Raw genomic sequence first — 14,258 nt, forward strand, 5'->3', positions numbered from 1 at the left:
TAGGGGGAGATATGGTGAATGCGGAATTCATGCAAGCTTTTGAACAGCTAGGAAAAGAAAAAGGAATTGCGCCAGAAATTTTGTTTGACGCTATCGAGGCAGCCCTTATTTCGGCTTATAAACGGAACTTCGGCTCGGCACAAAACGTGCGGGTTTCTCTTGATCGCACAACAGGCGAAATTCATGTTTATGCCCGTAAGACAGTGGTAGAAGTTGTCAAGGACCCCAGGCTTGAGATGTCGCTGGAAGAGGCGAGGGCCATTGATGTACGGTATGAACTGGATGATGTTGTGGAAATTGAGGTAACACCCAAAGATTTCGGCCGAATAGCCGCCCAGACGGCTAAACAGGTGGTTGTACAGCGGATTCGGGAAGCGGAGCGCGGCATTATTTACGAGGAATTTTCTAACCGAGAAAGCGATATCGTAACAGGCATTGTCCAGCGTATTGAACAGAAAAATGTCTATATTGATTTGGGCAAGGCCGAGGCTATTTTGACGCCTTCGGAGCAAATTCCCGGAGAAGTGTACAAGCACGGGGATCGGCTAAAAACGTACATAATAGAAGTAAAGAAAACGACAAAAGGGCCGCAGATTTTGGTTTCCCGCACCCATCCCGGGTTGTTGAAGCGGTTGTTTGAGCTGGAAGTACCCGAAATCCACGATGGTGTTGTTGAACTTAAGTCAGTAGCCCGCGAACCGGGTATGCGTTCTAAAATCGCTGTTCATTCCCGTGATGAAAACGTGGATGCTGTAGGTGCTTGTGTTGGGCATAAGGGCATGAGGGTTCAGACTATTGTAAACGAGCTGAGGGGCGAAAAAATTGATATTGTAAAATGGAGCAGCGACCCGGCTAAATTTATTGCCAACGCCCTGAGCCCGGCTAAAGTTATTTCAGTGGAAGTAAATGAAACAGAAAAAGTTTCTAAGGTAGTAGTCCCGGATTATCAATTATCCTTGGCAATTGGCAAAGAAGGTCAAAATGCCCGGCTGGCCGCTAAATTAACTGGCTGGAAAATTGATATTAAGAGTGAGTCGCAAGTCCAGTCGACCACGTGATAGCGGAGGAAACAAATGAAACAAAAAAAAGTTCCACAACGTGTTTGTGTTGGCTGCCAAGAGATGAAAAACAAAAAGGAACTAATCCGGGTGGTTCGCACGCCAACCGGTGAGGTTCTCATTGATACTACCGGGAAAAAGGCAGGTCGGGGCGCCTATCTTTGCAATAATGAGCAATGCTTTACCAAAGCTTTTAAAGAAAAACGGCTGGAACGGGCATTGAAACACTCGATCGAACCGCCTATTTACGAAGAATTACGAGCACGCTTTGATCGCCATGAATGAACAAAAAATTATTTCACTATTAGGTTTAGCGCAAAGAGCCAAAAAGGTTGTATCCGGAGAATTTGCTGTGGAAAAGGCAGTCCGGTCCCGTCAGGTTAAACTTCTACTTGTGGCGGAAGATGCGTCGCATGGAACAAAAAAAAAGTACCGGGACATGGCAACCTATTATCAGGTGCCGCTTTCGGTTAAATTGTCAAAGGAAAAACTTGGTTTCGCACTTGGCAAAAGTGTGCGTGCTGCCGTGGCTGTGACTGATGATGGCTTCAGCAAGGCTCTGCTTGAGTTATTGTCGGACTAATATTTTAGGGAGAGAAAGAAAATGGGGGTGGATCAATGTCCAAATACAGGATATATGAGCTTGCCAAGGAATATAACACAACTAGCAAGGTCATCATAGATATTTTAGCTCGCAATAATATTACGGCGAAAAATCATATGAGCAGCGTCGACGACGCTGCTAAGGCTGTTATCGACCGGACATTTGCACGTAAGGCCGGCGTAGCGCCGACAGCGGAAAAAAATAATGGTTCCAAACCGGCCGATGCCGAAAAGGTATCTCATTCAGATGTGGGAGAAGCACCGGGTCGGAGTGGCTTGACAAAACAGTCCCGCTCGGGAATTGAAACCCGGCATAGTGGTGAACCGCAGCGTTCCCAGGAAGCAAGGAGCGAGCAGTCTAATCCTAAGCAGCAAACAAAGCCTGTGGGGCATACCGGGCAGCAGTCGCGCCCGAAACAGCAAAATCAACAAAACCAACCAAATCAGCAAAACCGTCAAGCTCAGTATAACCAGCACAATCAGCAGCGTAAACAGCAGCATAGCCCCCAGCGGTCGAAGCAAACGCCACAGCAGAATCAGAGGGGACAACAGTCATCTCAACCTCAGCGGTCGCAGCAAACACCCGGTCAGCGACCGACCGGTTCGCAGCACGATAGTGGCACGTGGCATAACGAGGGGGCACGGCGGCCAGTTCAGGCCAACAATAATAAAAAGCGGGGCGCCAATGGGCCCAAACAACAGCAGGGCAAAGACCAACATGCCACAGGTAATCCCAACACTAGGCCGTCAGCGTCGGTATCCACCGCGAAAACCGAACCGCCAAAACCGAAGACAATTAAGCTCGGAGAGCCGCTGACTGTTAAAGAACTAGCCGGCAAGTTAGGCCGTGAGGTCAGCGAAGTTATAAAAAAACTGATGATGCTCGGCGTCATGGCTTCTATCAACCAAGAAGTGGATTTAGATACGGCTACGATTTTGGCGGAAGAGTTTGGTGTAAAGGTTGAGGTACTACCGCCAGAAGAAGATCCCACGGAAATTCCCGAAATTGAAGACGACCCTGGTAGCCTGTTGCCGCGACCGCCGGTAGTTACGATCATGGGGCATGTCGATCATGGCAAAACATCACTCCTGGATGCAATACGTCAAACCCATGTGACGGCCACTGAAGCTGGGGGAATTACGCAGCATATTGGTGCTTATCAGGTCAACTATCAAGGGAAAAAAATTGTCTTTTTAGATACGCCAGGCCATGAGGCGTTCACGGCCATGCGGGCCCGCGGCGCTCAGGTGACCGATATTGCCATCCTTGTTGTGGCCGCTGACGATGGGGTAATGCCACAGACGATTGAAGCAATTAATCATGCTAAAGCTGCTAAGGTGCCAATAATTGTAGCGATTAACAAAATAGACCGTCCGGGAGCTAACCCTGACCGCGTCAAACAACAATTGGCCGAACACGGGCTAATCGCCGAAGATTGGGGCGGCGATACGATCATGGTACCTGTCTCGGCGTTGAAAAAGACGGGTCTTGCCGACCTTCTGGAAATGATTTTGCTTGTTGCCGAAATGCAGGAACTTAAGGCTAATCCTAACCGTCCTGCTTACGGAACAATTATCGAAGCGCAACTGGACAAAGGCCGGGGGCCGGTGGCTACTGTTCTCGTTCAAAAAGGCACGCTCCGCGTCGGCGATATCATCATTGCTGGAACGGCTTATGGTAAGGTGCGGGCAATGGTGAACGATCGGGGTGACAAGGTCAAGAAAGCCGAGCCTGCTACTCCGGTTGAAGTGCTTGGTCTGTCCGATGTTCCCCAAGCCGGGGATATTTTGGTAGCCGTCGATGATGAAAAGAAAGCACGGAGCATTGCGGAAAAGCGCCTTGCCAAAAAGCGATCCGAAGAACTTCAGCAAGCGCAGAAAGTTTCGCTTGACGATTTGTTCAAACAAATTCAAGAAGGCAATATTAAAGATCTCAATATTGTCATAAAGGCTGATGTGCAGGGATCAGTTGAGGCTTTGCGCCAGGCGTTAGTCAATCTGAAGAACAAAGAGGTACGTGTTAATATTGTTCACGGCGGTGTTGGCGCCATTAATGAATCAGATGTTATGCTGGCTTCGGCATCAAATGCTCTGATTATTGGTTTTAATGTTCGTCCTGATGCCAACGCGAGAAAAGCGGCTGAAGCCGAGAAGGTAGATATCCGCACCTATCGCGTTATTTACGATGCTATCAATGACGTCGAGGCGGCCATGACAGGTATGCTTGCCCCGGAATACAAGGAAGTTCTCCAGGGCCGGGTAGAGGTGCGGCAAGTCATTTCCATTCCGAAAGGCCTTGTTGCCGGTTCTTATGTTCTGGAGGGAAAAATCACTAATTCCTCGCAAGTCCGCGTTATTCGGAACGGAGTTGTCGTACATGAGGGAAAAGTAGAGTCGCTGCGTCGTTTTAAGGATGATGTTAAGGAAGTAACCGCCGGTTTTGAGTGTGGTATTACTATCGAAAGGTACCGCGATATTAAAGTTGGCGATATTATTGAAGCGTTTGCCATGGAAGTGGTTAAATAGTCTGCCCCTGGGAGTGGTTAAACATGGGACAGTTGCGCGTCGAAAAGATACAGGAGTTTATAAAACAGGAAGTCAGTAAGATCATTTTGACAGAACTTAAAGACCCACGCATTGGCTTCGTTACGGTTACTCGTGTCGAGGTATCCGGCGATTTGCGCTACGCTAAAATTTTTCTCAGCCTCATGGGTTCCGATGAAGAAAAAGCGGGAACATGGGCCGGCCTCCACCGGGCCTTGGGATACATTAGAACAGAGATTGGCAAGCATCTTGGCATTCGGCACGTTCCCGAATTATCTTTGCACTTGGATGAATCGCTGCAGTACAGCGCGCGGATACAGGAACTGTTAAACAAAATCAAACACGAAGAGAGTCAGTGAATATGGAAATTTCGTTATATGATGTTGCCGCCAAAATAAACCAGGCTGGGCGTTTGGTGTTGACGGCCCATATTCATCCCGATGGCGATTGCTTGGGTTCAATGTTGGCGCTTTATTCCTGTTTGTGCCGTGCAGGTAAAGAAGTTACTATGCTGCTCGATGATTCAGTGCCAGCAATGTACCAATTTTTGCCTGGATATGAGGAAATACGCCGGCCGGTGACGTTCCATGACGGCGTTGATTTGTTAGTCGTCCTCGATGCTAGCGATGAGGAACGGATTGGGCGAGTCAAAGAAATGGTAAGGGCGCCGGTTTTAAATATTGATCACCACATTTCCAATACGAAGTTTGCTGATTACTGGTATGTGGACAGTCAGGCGGCGGCAACAGGAGAAATCGTTTTTGAACTTCTCAAAATGCTAAATTTACCGGTTGACGCCGTCGTAGCTTGCTGCCTTTTTACAGCTATTGCTACCGATTGTGGATTTTTCCGTTATGCAAATACAACGGCAACGACGCTGCGTTATGCCGCTGAGCTTGTGGAAAAAGGCGCCCAACCTCATATCATATCCGAGAACCTGGAAACAAAGCCGCTAGATAGTATTGTTGCGCTTACGAAAGCGTTGGATACCTTAGAACTACATCATGACGGGCGAATTGCCGCGATAACTGTTGATTCCTATGCTGAAGGGGCGGAAAATACTGAAGGCTTTATCAACTACCCCCGTAACATTGAAGGCGTAGAGATTGCCGTAATGTTTAAAGTTATTGATGAGGAGACAGTACGCGTTAGCTTCCGTTCCCGCAAGACCGATGTTAGCAGACTGGCCTTGTCTTTTGGCGGAGGCGGTCACGCTCGTGCGGCTGGCTGCACGATAAGGGGTTCTTTGGCAGTTGTTAAAGACAAGGTTTTTCAGGCAGCCATCCGTGCCCTACAGGAGTGAGGATATGGCCGAAGGCATTCTCAATATTTTAAAACCGCCTGGAATGACTTCGCATGATGCTGTTGCTTTCGTTCGTCGCCTTTACGGTGTAAAACGTGTGGGCCACGCTGGTACGCTTGACCCAGCCGCGGCAGGTGTGCTTCCTGTATTTGTTGGTGCCGCGACGCGACTCATAGAGTATACTGCTGACGCTGACAAAAGTTACCGGGTAGAAATGACAGTCGGCCGTGAAACCGATACAGGCGATGATACGGGGAATATTATCCGCACTGCTCCTTGTGTATTGCCGCCTATTAGCGATCTTGATGCTCTCTTGCAAGAATTTACAGGAGAAATTGAGCAAATTCCGCCCATGTACTCGGCAATCAAAATCGGGGGTCAAAAACTTTATGATTTGGCGCGTCAAGGCATTATTGTTGAGCGGCAACCGCGCCGGATCAAAATTAACAAAATTCAGCTTATTGCTGTCCGGGAACAAAGAATATATTTCGATGTAGACTGCTCCAAAGGCACCTATATCCGGACTCTCTGCACTGATATTGGCCGCCGTCTCGGTTGTCCGGCAGTGATGTCCTTTTTGGTCCGTACCCGGGTTGGCAATTTTCAGCTAACTGAGGCCTTAACGCTGGAAGAAATTGCCGCGGAAAAAGAACGGGCCTTACAGGCGCCTGATTTGGCTGTTGCTCATTTTCCGCCAATTTTTCTGACGGTGGCGCAAGCCAAGGCTATTGTTCAAGGCCAGGCAGTCCGGATAGACTGCCGCAACCAGGGAATGATTCGGTTATATAATGACCAGAAACAGTTTATCGGCATAGGCGAAAAACAAGGACCTGGGGCGCCGCTGCGGCCTGTTAAAATCGTGTGCACCAATCCCGGCGACTAACTTAGTCATATTAGGGCTAAACACGGGGAGATTACTGATGAAAATCGTTACCCAAATCGGCGACTTGGGTCGAATTTACTCAAAAACGGCTATTGCTCTTGGCACTTTTGACGGGGTCCATATTGGCCATCAACGGATCATTCGCAGAGCCGTGGAATTGGCCAGAGTCGCAGGTGGCAGCAGTGTGGTATTTACTTTCAGCAACCATCCGTTATCAATTGTTGCTCCTGAGCGGTGTCCACCCCTCTTGCTAACGCAGGAAGACAAGGCCCGGTTGATTGAAGAACTAGGCGTTGATCTTCTGGTTAGTATTCCATTTACAGCTACGTTTTTAAGATTATCGCCCTACGAGTTCGTAAACTTATTAGTGGAACATTTATCTCCTGTTCACATAGTTGTAGGACCAAATTATACTTTTGGCTATAAAAGCGCCGGTACTCCAGAAACACTCAAAGAAATTGGCGCTAAGGCAGGTTTTTCCGTTCAAATTGAACAAGCCGTGTGCATAGATGATAAACTTGTTAGCAGTACTTACATCCGTAGCCTTATTGCCGCCGGAAAAGTGGCTGAAGCCAGGAAGTTTCTTGGCCGCCCACCGCTTCTTTCGGGGGAAGTGGTGCATGGAGAAGCCCGCGGACGTATTCTAGGCTACCCCACAGCAAATATTAAAACGGCCGAAGGCATGTTGCTGCCTGCCGACGGGGTTTATGTCGTACGACTTTTGGCCGGAGATATACACTATGATGGCGTGGCCAACGTAGGGCGTAACCCAACTTTTAACGGCCAACAGCGGCGTGTAGAGGTATTTCTTTTTGGTTTTGAAGGAAGCTTATATGGCCAAACCGTAACGGTTACATTTTGGGAACGTTTACGCGGTGAAATGGTTTTTGCCAACGCCGACGAATTAAAACGCCAGATCAGCCAGGATATTCAACTGGCACGCACCTACCATCAAGCCTTTCCTGGTGTTTAGCCTTTACAGGGATCTCACTTTATGGTAAAATTTTATTGACTTATGTATGCGTGAGCTTGTCTCTTTGTTGTACATAGGAGTAGAACCTTAGCGAGGATAGTCGAAGCTCCGACGATTGTCTTGGCTATGGGGATAGCGAAATAAAGGAGGTGACTATATGTTGACGCCGGAACAAAAACAGCAGATTATTCAGAAGTACCGTCTTCACGAAGCCGATACAGGCTCACCTGAGGTGCAGATTGCTATTCTCACCGAGCGAATTAACTACCTGACCGAGCATCTCAAAGAGCACAAAAAAGACCATCATTCGCGCCGTGGTCTTCTAAAGATGGTTGGTCAACGTAGAGGCTTGTTGAATTATCTGCGGGACAACGACATTGAGCGTTATCGTTCCATCATTGAAAAACTCAACCTCAGAAAATAAACAAAAGCGGGTTTTTCCCGCTTTTTTGCTTATTTTTTAAGTTTAGCGGCTTATAAAAGAGGGAATAATAAAAAAAATGTCGAACAGTTAAACTTTGGTAAAGAGAAAAGGGGTTCAGAGGAGGAAAACCGAATATGCAAACTTTTCAGATGCAGCTTGCGGGAAGGGCGCTGGTTGTAGAAACGGGCAAAATGGCAAAACAGGCAAATGGCGCCGTCCTAATTCGCTATGGCGACACGGCCGTTCTAGTGACAGCTACCGCTTCTGCAGAGCCCAGGCAAGGCATCGACTTTTTTCCTTTGACGGTAGACTACGAGGAAAGACTATACTCTGTCGGTAAAATACCGGGCGGATTTATTAAGCGTGAGGGACGTCCCAGCGAAGCAGCCATCCTCGCCGGTCGTCTGATTGACCGGCCAATTCGACCGTTATTCGCTGAAGGATTCAGGAATGATGTCCATGTAGTTGCTACCGTGCTTTCCGTGGATCAGGACAACCCACCGGATATTCCGGCCATGATTGGGGCTTCGTGCGCACTTTCCATTTCCGATATTCCCTTTAACGGCCCAATTGGCGGCGTACGGGTAGGCAGGGTTGACGGTCAGTTTATTATTAATCCCACAGTGGAACAACAAGAGCGTAGCGACCTTAATCTAGTCGTCGCCGGCACCAAGGACGCAGTTTTAATGGTCGAAGCCGGCGCCAATGAAGTGCCGGAAGAAGCAATATTGGACGCGATAACCTTCGGACATGATGTCATTCGGGAAATTGTCGCTTTTCAGGAAAAAATAGTTGCCGAGGTCGGCAAACCTAAGCGGGAAATTCCTCTTTATGAAGTACCGCCAGAAATTGATGCCGCCGTGCGCGAATATGTTACCGAGAAACTAAAAGATGCCGTCACCAATCCCGACAAGTTAATGCGGGAAGAGCAAATCAAGCAGGTGAAGGCTGAGGCGACCGAACACTTTTTAGTCCTATATCCGGACAATGCTAAGGATATTGCCTATGTTATGCAAAAAGTTCTCAAAGAAATTGTTCGGAAGATGATTACCATCGATAAAGTAAGACCGGACGGTCGGAAGCTAGATGAAATTCGACCGATAAGCTGTGAAGTAGGCTTGCTGCGGCGAACACATGGCTCAGGTTTGTTTACACGCGGCCAAACGCAGGTGTTGACGGTAACAACTCTAGGCGCTATTGGCGACGAACAGATTTTGGATGGGCTCGGTGTCGAAGAGTCTAAACGCTATATGCATCATTACAATTTCCCGGCATTTAGTGTAGGGGAAACGAGACCTGCCCGCGGGCCTGGACGACGGGAAATCGGGCATGGGGCGCTGGCAGAACGGGCGCTGCTACCGGTTATTCCCCCGGAAACGGAATTCCCGTATACTATCCGGCTGGTGTCGGAAGTCTTAGAATCTAACGGCTCAACTTCTATGGGGAGCGTATGTGGCAGCACTCTGTCCCTCATGGATGCCGGGGTGCCGATCAAGGCTCCTGTATCCGGCGTAGCCATGGGGCTCGTGAAGGAAGGCGATCATTACACCATTCTTACCGATATCCAGGGAATTGAAGATGCTCTCGGCGATATGGACTTCAAAGTAGCAGGTACAGCCAAGGGTGTAACCGCTATCCAAATGGATATTAAAATCTCTGGCATCACGAAAGAAATTTTGGCTGACGCTCTGGAACAGGCTCGCCGCGGCCGGTTGTTTATTTTAGATAAGATGTTGGAAGTTATCAAAGAACCTAGACCCGAACTATCGCCTTATGCTCCCAGAATTATTACCATGGAAATTGATCCCGACAAGATTCGCGATGTTATCGGTCCGGGTGGAAAAACGATCAAGAAGATTATTGATGAAACGGGCGTTACGATTGACATCGAGGATGACGGCAAGGTCTTTATCGCCGCTGTTGATGTGGAAGCCGGCAAAAAAGCAGTTCGTATCATCGAGAACCTTGTACGCGACGTAGAAGTGGGCGGCGTTTACATGGGGAAGGTTACCCGCCTGATGAATTTCGGGGCCTTTGTTGAGATTTTGCCAGGCAAGGAAGGGTTGGTGCACATCTCGCAACTAGCGCGCGAGCGTGTTAACAAGGTAGAGGATGTTGTGAAAGTAGGCGATGAGATTCTCGTAAAGGTTACCGAAATTGACCGGCAGGGACGGATAAATCTATCTCGTAAAGAACTTCTCAAGGCTGAGCGCGATAGTAAAAGTAATGATTAGATCAGCAAAATACAGCAAAAAAATATATCACCCAGAAAGAACATAAACCTCTTCGGGTTTATGTTTTTTATTTTCATTAATTGAGATGTTGGATAATACACTTGTAAGGAAGAGGTGATACCGTTGAAATGGCGCTGGATTATTATTAAACGCTTGCCCAATTGGTATATGTTTTTGGCAACGAGCGTCTTTCTTACTGTCGCCATGCTGGCAGGCGCTTTGCAACCTTTGCTTATCAACACGATAAGTGCTTCGAAGCCGCAGCCAATATTTCATGGCAACCTAAACCAACCAAAAGTCGCCTTTGCTTGCAACGTTTTTTGGGGCGAAGAATTCCTTCCAGCCATGCTGGATACCTTTGATCAGCATAATATAAAAATAACCTTTTTTATTGGGGGAAGTTGGGGTAAGCGATATCCGGAAATGCTCAAAGAACTGGCTAAACGCGGTCATGAATTGGGCAACCATTCCTTCAGCCACCCCCATCCCAACAGTTTGTCTAAACGGCAAAATCAGGAACAGATTTTACGGACTGAAAACCTTATCCAAGAAGTGACAGGTATAAAAACCACGCTCTATGCCCCTCCTTACGGAGAATATAATGATACTGTGTTGAGTGCGGCAGCCGAGCTGGGTTATACGACAATAATGTGGAGTGTTGATACTATTGACTGGAAAAAACCATCAGAAGAAGTAATCTGGAATCGGGTAATGAAAAAAATACATAATGGAGCCATTGTGCTTATGCATCCTACGGAAGTAACGGCCAAGGCTTTACCCGTTCTTATTAAAGAAATTACTGCTAAGGGATATATAATTACTACGGTTTCCGATATAATCAAATAAGTTAAACAGGCAGAATTAGGCCTGTTTTTTTTATTGCTATAATGGCGTAAATATGGTAGTATGTTTACATAAAAAATTATCATAATATCCAGGTAAACAAAGGGGGGTCGAAAAATGTTCAAATATAAAGTTCAGATAACTTGGTTGATGCTTGCCAGTTTTGTATTTGCCATGTTAGTACCTCTGGCTCCTGTACAAGCTGCTTCTATTGCCGATTTATTAGGGCAGACGTCCTCTTCCGGACAAGGTCTGGTTGACCTTCTCCTCGGCCTCTTTTTGGGTAAGTTCCTGGACAACTTGTTTAACGGTGCTTCTCGGGCTGCCGATAAAATCGGTCTGCCAAGCGGGTTGATACATCCCGGCGCAAAAGAGATTGTCGGTTTTTACGCTGAATGGTGGAGTGGCGATAAGGCTTCCTTTAACTCCCTTTCCGCCAATACCGATGCCGTGAAAACTATTGCCCCTTTCTGGGCCACGCTGCAAGCGGACGGTTCAGTAACCGACCGGGGCGGTCGCGACCATGCAGCGGTGGTTGACTTTGCTCACCGTCATAATATTTCGGTGCTGCTTCTCGTCAATAATGCCAAACAAGATAATTCCGTTAACTCTCCCATACACACCGTTTTATCCGATCCAAGTTTGCGCAGCAAAGCCATTGATAGCCTAGAGGCATACATCAAAAAATTTAACCTTGACGGTGTAAATATAGATTTTGAAATGGTTCCGCCCGAAGACCGTGATAATTTGACTGCTTTTATGAAGGAGTTGTCGGCTCGGTTAAAACCGCAGGGCTATCGTGTCAGCATTGATGTTTTTCCCAAACAGGATGAACAGAAAGATGTGGCTTACGCTTATGACTATGCAGCTCTCAGTAAGTATGCTGACAAAATTATGATTATGACCTATGACAACCATGGTATGTGGAGTGATGCTGGTCCCATTGCCGATATCCGCTGGGTGGAACAGAGTATTCAATACGCTTTGCAGTTTATCCCCAAACACAAGTTATATCTCGGCATTGCTACCTACGGCTATGACTGGTCGAACCAGGGCGTTGAAAGCTTGACTTACGCTAATGTTATGGATCTGGCAAAGCGATATAATGCCCTCATGCAGTGGGACGAGCCTTCTAAATCGCCGCATTTTACTTACACCGGTGCGGACGGACTCGCCCATCAGGTCTGGTTTGAAAACAGCCGGAGCCTGCATTACAAACTGGACTTAATTAACAAGTATGACCTGGCCGGTGCTGCCCTATGGAAACTGGGCGATGAAGATCCCAATTACTGGTCGGTCTTAAAAGCAAAGTTATTAAAACAATAGACACTAAAACATATTTAGGAGGTTTTACGTGGATTATCTAAAAATAATATCATACTGCTTACTGTGTGTTCTGGTAGTAGGTCTTTTGGCTCCTGTGCAAGGCGCGCATGCCGCGCCGGTTGATGATGTATTGAAAACGCTAACTGCCTCTACGGCGCCTACTGACGGTAAAGGCGCCAACCTGTTTGAAAAATTGTTTGACCTATTATTTAACAAAATCTTGGGACCGATCTTAAATATTTTCAATGGTGGAAAGGCGGAAGCACCCGCCTCGACTTCGCCAATAAAAGTTACTCCTCTGCCGCCGTCTTCTTCCGGTCCGATACAGGATACAGGCGTGCTGCGCGGCAAGGTAATTGTCGTCGACCCCGGCCACGGCGGTAGCAATCCTGGTGCTGTTGCTTTTAATACCCGTGAAGCGGATAATAACCTGGCTGTGGCCTTAAAACTTCGGGATAAACTTGTTCGTGCCGGGGCCAATGTCATCATGACTCGCAGTACAGACCGTACGGTAGCACCGGAAGGAAGCTCTTTAGGCGAAGAATTGCAAGCAAGAGTGGATATTGCCGAAGCAAACCATGCTGATATTTTTGTAAGCATTCACTCAAACTCCAATCCCGATCCGACTATTGCTGGCGCGATGACCTTCTATCCCAGCGGCCGATCGCAGTCATTGGCCTTAGAAGTGCAAAGCGCGCTAATTGAGTCCACAAACGCCGTAGACAAGGGCGTGGCGCCTGCCACTTTCTATGTACTGCGCAATACATCGATGCCCAGTATTTTGGTTGAAATGGGCTTTGTCACCAATGACCAGGAAGCTAAAAAGCTCCAGGATGATTCCTATCGCAATAGCATTGCTCAAGGAATTTATAACGGGATTGTCCGCTATTTTAATAAGAATAGCAAATAAAGTGACAAACAGAGATGTCGCTAGTTGGACATCTCTGTTTTTTCTTGCCTAAGGGAAATATAATAATGGACAACCGGAAGGATTTTTCCCGAAACGGCAGAATTTAACTGAGATACTATATGGAGAAGGAGCTATATATGTACCGTAAGACATTGTTAGACAACGGCATCAGGGTCATATCAGAGACGATTCCTTACGTAAAGTCTGTTACGCTCGGTATCTGGGTGGGTACCGGCTCACGCAATGAACAAGATGATAACCATGGTATTTCTCATTTTATTGAACACTTAATGTTTAAAGGTACCCATCAACGTTCAGCCAAAGAAATCGCTGAAATGGTAGATGCAGTAGGCGGCCAGCTTAACGCCTTTACCGCCAAAGAATATACTTGTTATTATATCAAAGTCATCGACAGTCATCTTGACTTGGCTATTGACATTCTGAGCGACATGCTGCTCGCATCTAAATTCGACCCTGAAGATATTAAGCGCGAACGCGAAGTAGTCTTGGAAGAAGTTAAAATGTACGAGGACTCACCCGACGAACTAGTGCATGATTTGCATCTTGATCATGTTTGGCCTGGTCATCCCTTAGGGCGTAATATCTTGGGCACATTGTCTTCTATTAGTAGATTTGACCAGCGACGGGTACTTGACTATTATGACGATTTTTACCGCCCAGATAACATCGTCGTTACTGCGGCCGGTAACCTGTCTCATAACGAACTGGTCGAATTAGCAGAGCGTTATCTGGGACACTTGACAGGAACAAAACGACAACTTATTTTGGATAAGCCTACATTTACACCTGTTAGTAAGGTGTGTCCCAAGGAAACGGAACAGGTTCACCTTTGTCTTAGTGCGGCGAGTGTTCCGCAAGACGCCCCGGAAATATATGCAGTTCATGTTTTAAATAATATTTTGGGTGGCGGGATTAGCTCAAGACTCTTTCAAACAATTCGCGAGGAGCGCGGTCTTGCTTACTCTGTCTATTCCTATCAAACTAATTACAGTGATGCAGGGTTATTTACTGTTTATGCGGGCACCCGTCCGGCCAATGCGCCGCAAGTTCTGGAACTTATTTTGCAAAATCTGGCAGATTTAAAGGCTAACGGGGTTTCGGACGAAGAATTGGTTAGGGCCAAAGAACAGCCTTAA

The 14,258-nt window shown here is 47.2% G+C and carries 14 protein-coding genes; all 14 read left to right on the forward strand.

The annotated features are described in order from the left end of the window. Positions 1-14 precede the first annotated feature (14 nt). The gene (gene nusA, locus TCARDRAFT_RS10235; RefSeq protein ID WP_040683320.1) at positions 15-1,058 is read left to right on the forward strand and encodes a transcription termination factor NusA; all 1,044 of its coding nucleotides are present in this window, start codon (positions 15-17) and stop codon (positions 1,056-1,058) included. 15 nt (positions 1,059-1,073) lie between these two features. Further along, positions 1,074-1,343, forward strand: a complete 270-nt coding sequence (gene rnpM, locus TCARDRAFT_RS10240) for an RNase P modulator RnpM (RefSeq protein ID WP_007289918.1) — start codon at positions 1,074-1,076, stop codon at positions 1,341-1,343. Then, positions 1,336-1,641, forward strand: coding sequence for a L7Ae/L30e/S12e/Gadd45 family ribosomal protein (locus TCARDRAFT_RS10245; RefSeq protein WP_040683321.1), 306 nt, complete (start codon positions 1,336-1,338; stop codon positions 1,639-1,641). Before rnpM ends, TCARDRAFT_RS10245 begins: the two co-directional genes overlap by 8 nt. 35 nt (positions 1,642-1,676) lie before the next feature. Then, complete coding sequence (gene infB / locus TCARDRAFT_RS10250; protein WP_007289919.1) at positions 1,677-4,187, forward strand: translation initiation factor IF-2; 2,511 nt, start codon at positions 1,677-1,679, stop codon at positions 4,185-4,187. A gap of 23 nt (positions 4,188-4,210) precedes the next feature. Beyond that, positions 4,211-4,564: a 30S ribosome-binding factor RbfA gene (gene rbfA / locus TCARDRAFT_RS10255; protein WP_007289920.1), complete on the forward strand. Its 354-nt coding sequence runs from the start codon at positions 4,211-4,213 to the stop codon at positions 4,562-4,564. 2 nt (positions 4,565-4,566) lie between these two features. Then, positions 4,567-5,508, forward strand: a complete 942-nt coding sequence (locus TCARDRAFT_RS10260; protein WP_040683322.1) for a DHH family phosphoesterase — start codon at positions 4,567-4,569, stop codon at positions 5,506-5,508. 4 nt (positions 5,509-5,512) lie between these two features. Next, positions 5,513-6,391 (forward strand): tRNA pseudouridine(55) synthase TruB, encoded by an 879-nt coding sequence (gene truB / locus TCARDRAFT_RS10265; protein WP_007289922.1) that lies wholly within the window; start codon positions 5,513-5,515, stop codon positions 6,389-6,391. 37 nt (positions 6,392-6,428) lie between these two features. Further along, positions 6,429-7,364, forward strand: a complete 936-nt coding sequence (locus TCARDRAFT_RS10270) for a bifunctional riboflavin kinase/FAD synthetase (RefSeq protein WP_007289923.1) — start codon at positions 6,429-6,431, stop codon at positions 7,362-7,364. 157 nt (positions 7,365-7,521) lie between these two features. Next, on the forward strand, positions 7,522-7,788 hold the full coding sequence (rpsO, locus tag TCARDRAFT_RS10275) for a 30S ribosomal protein S15 (RefSeq protein WP_007289924.1): 267 nt from the start codon (positions 7,522-7,524) through the stop codon (positions 7,786-7,788). A gap of 134 nt (positions 7,789-7,922) precedes the next feature. Continuing rightward, positions 7,923-10,022: a polyribonucleotide nucleotidyltransferase gene (locus TCARDRAFT_RS10280; protein WP_007289925.1), complete on the forward strand. Its 2,100-nt coding sequence runs from the start codon at positions 7,923-7,925 to the stop codon at positions 10,020-10,022. A 114-nt stretch (positions 10,023-10,136) separates the two neighbouring features. After that, a complete protein-coding gene (locus TCARDRAFT_RS10285; RefSeq protein ID WP_007289926.1) occupies positions 10,137-10,868 on the forward strand; it encodes a polysaccharide deacetylase family protein in 732 nt (243 codons plus the stop codon). Positions 10,869-10,982: 114 nt separating this feature from the next. After that, on the forward strand, positions 10,983-12,191 hold the full coding sequence (locus TCARDRAFT_RS10290) for a glycosyl hydrolase family 18 protein (protein ID WP_007289927.1): 1,209 nt from the start codon (positions 10,983-10,985) through the stop codon (positions 12,189-12,191). Between the two features lie 28 nt (positions 12,192-12,219). Then, complete coding sequence (locus TCARDRAFT_RS10295) at positions 12,220-13,101, forward strand: N-acetylmuramoyl-L-alanine amidase family protein (protein WP_007289928.1); 882 nt, start codon at positions 12,220-12,222, stop codon at positions 13,099-13,101. 137 nt (positions 13,102-13,238) lie between these two features. Further along, positions 13,239-14,258 (forward strand): M16 family metallopeptidase, encoded by a 1,020-nt coding sequence (locus TCARDRAFT_RS10300; RefSeq protein WP_007289929.1) that lies wholly within the window; start codon positions 13,239-13,241, stop codon positions 14,256-14,258.

Source organism: Thermosinus carboxydivorans Nor1 (genome assembly GCF_000169155.1).
GTDB lineage: Bacteria > Bacillota > Negativicutes > Sporomusales > Thermosinaceae > Thermosinus > Thermosinus carboxydivorans.

What these genes read in the sequence shown, in the direction of transcription:
- rnpM (WP_007289918.1), top strand. Translation starts at nt 1,074, where the DNA reads ATGAAACAAAAAAAAGTTCCACAACGTGTTTGTGTTGGCTGCCAAGAG.
- TCARDRAFT_RS10245 (WP_040683321.1), top strand. Translation starts at nt 1,336, where the DNA reads ATGAATGAACAAAAAATTATTTCACTATTAGGTTTAGCGCAAAGAGCC.
- infB (WP_007289919.1), top strand. Translation starts at nt 1,677, where the DNA reads ATGTCCAAATACAGGATATATGAGCTTGCCAAGGAATATAACACAACT.
- rbfA (WP_007289920.1), top strand. Translation starts at nt 4,211, where the DNA reads ATGGGACAGTTGCGCGTCGAAAAGATACAGGAGTTTATAAAACAGGAA.
- TCARDRAFT_RS10260 (WP_040683322.1), top strand. Translation starts at nt 4,567, where the DNA reads ATGGAAATTTCGTTATATGATGTTGCCGCCAAAATAAACCAGGCTGGG.
- truB (WP_007289922.1), top strand. Translation starts at nt 5,513, where the DNA reads ATGGCCGAAGGCATTCTCAATATTTTAAAACCGCCTGGAATGACTTCG.
- TCARDRAFT_RS10270 (WP_007289923.1), top strand. Translation starts at nt 6,429, where the DNA reads ATGAAAATCGTTACCCAAATCGGCGACTTGGGTCGAATTTACTCAAAA.
- rpsO (WP_007289924.1), top strand. Translation starts at nt 7,522, where the DNA reads ATGTTGACGCCGGAACAAAAACAGCAGATTATTCAGAAGTACCGTCTT.
- TCARDRAFT_RS10280 (WP_007289925.1), top strand. Translation starts at nt 7,923, where the DNA reads ATGCAAACTTTTCAGATGCAGCTTGCGGGAAGGGCGCTGGTTGTAGAA.
- TCARDRAFT_RS10290 (WP_007289927.1), top strand. Translation starts at nt 10,983, where the DNA reads ATGTTCAAATATAAAGTTCAGATAACTTGGTTGATGCTTGCCAGTTTT.
- TCARDRAFT_RS10300 (WP_007289929.1), top strand. Translation starts at nt 13,239, where the DNA reads ATGTACCGTAAGACATTGTTAGACAACGGCATCAGGGTCATATCAGAG.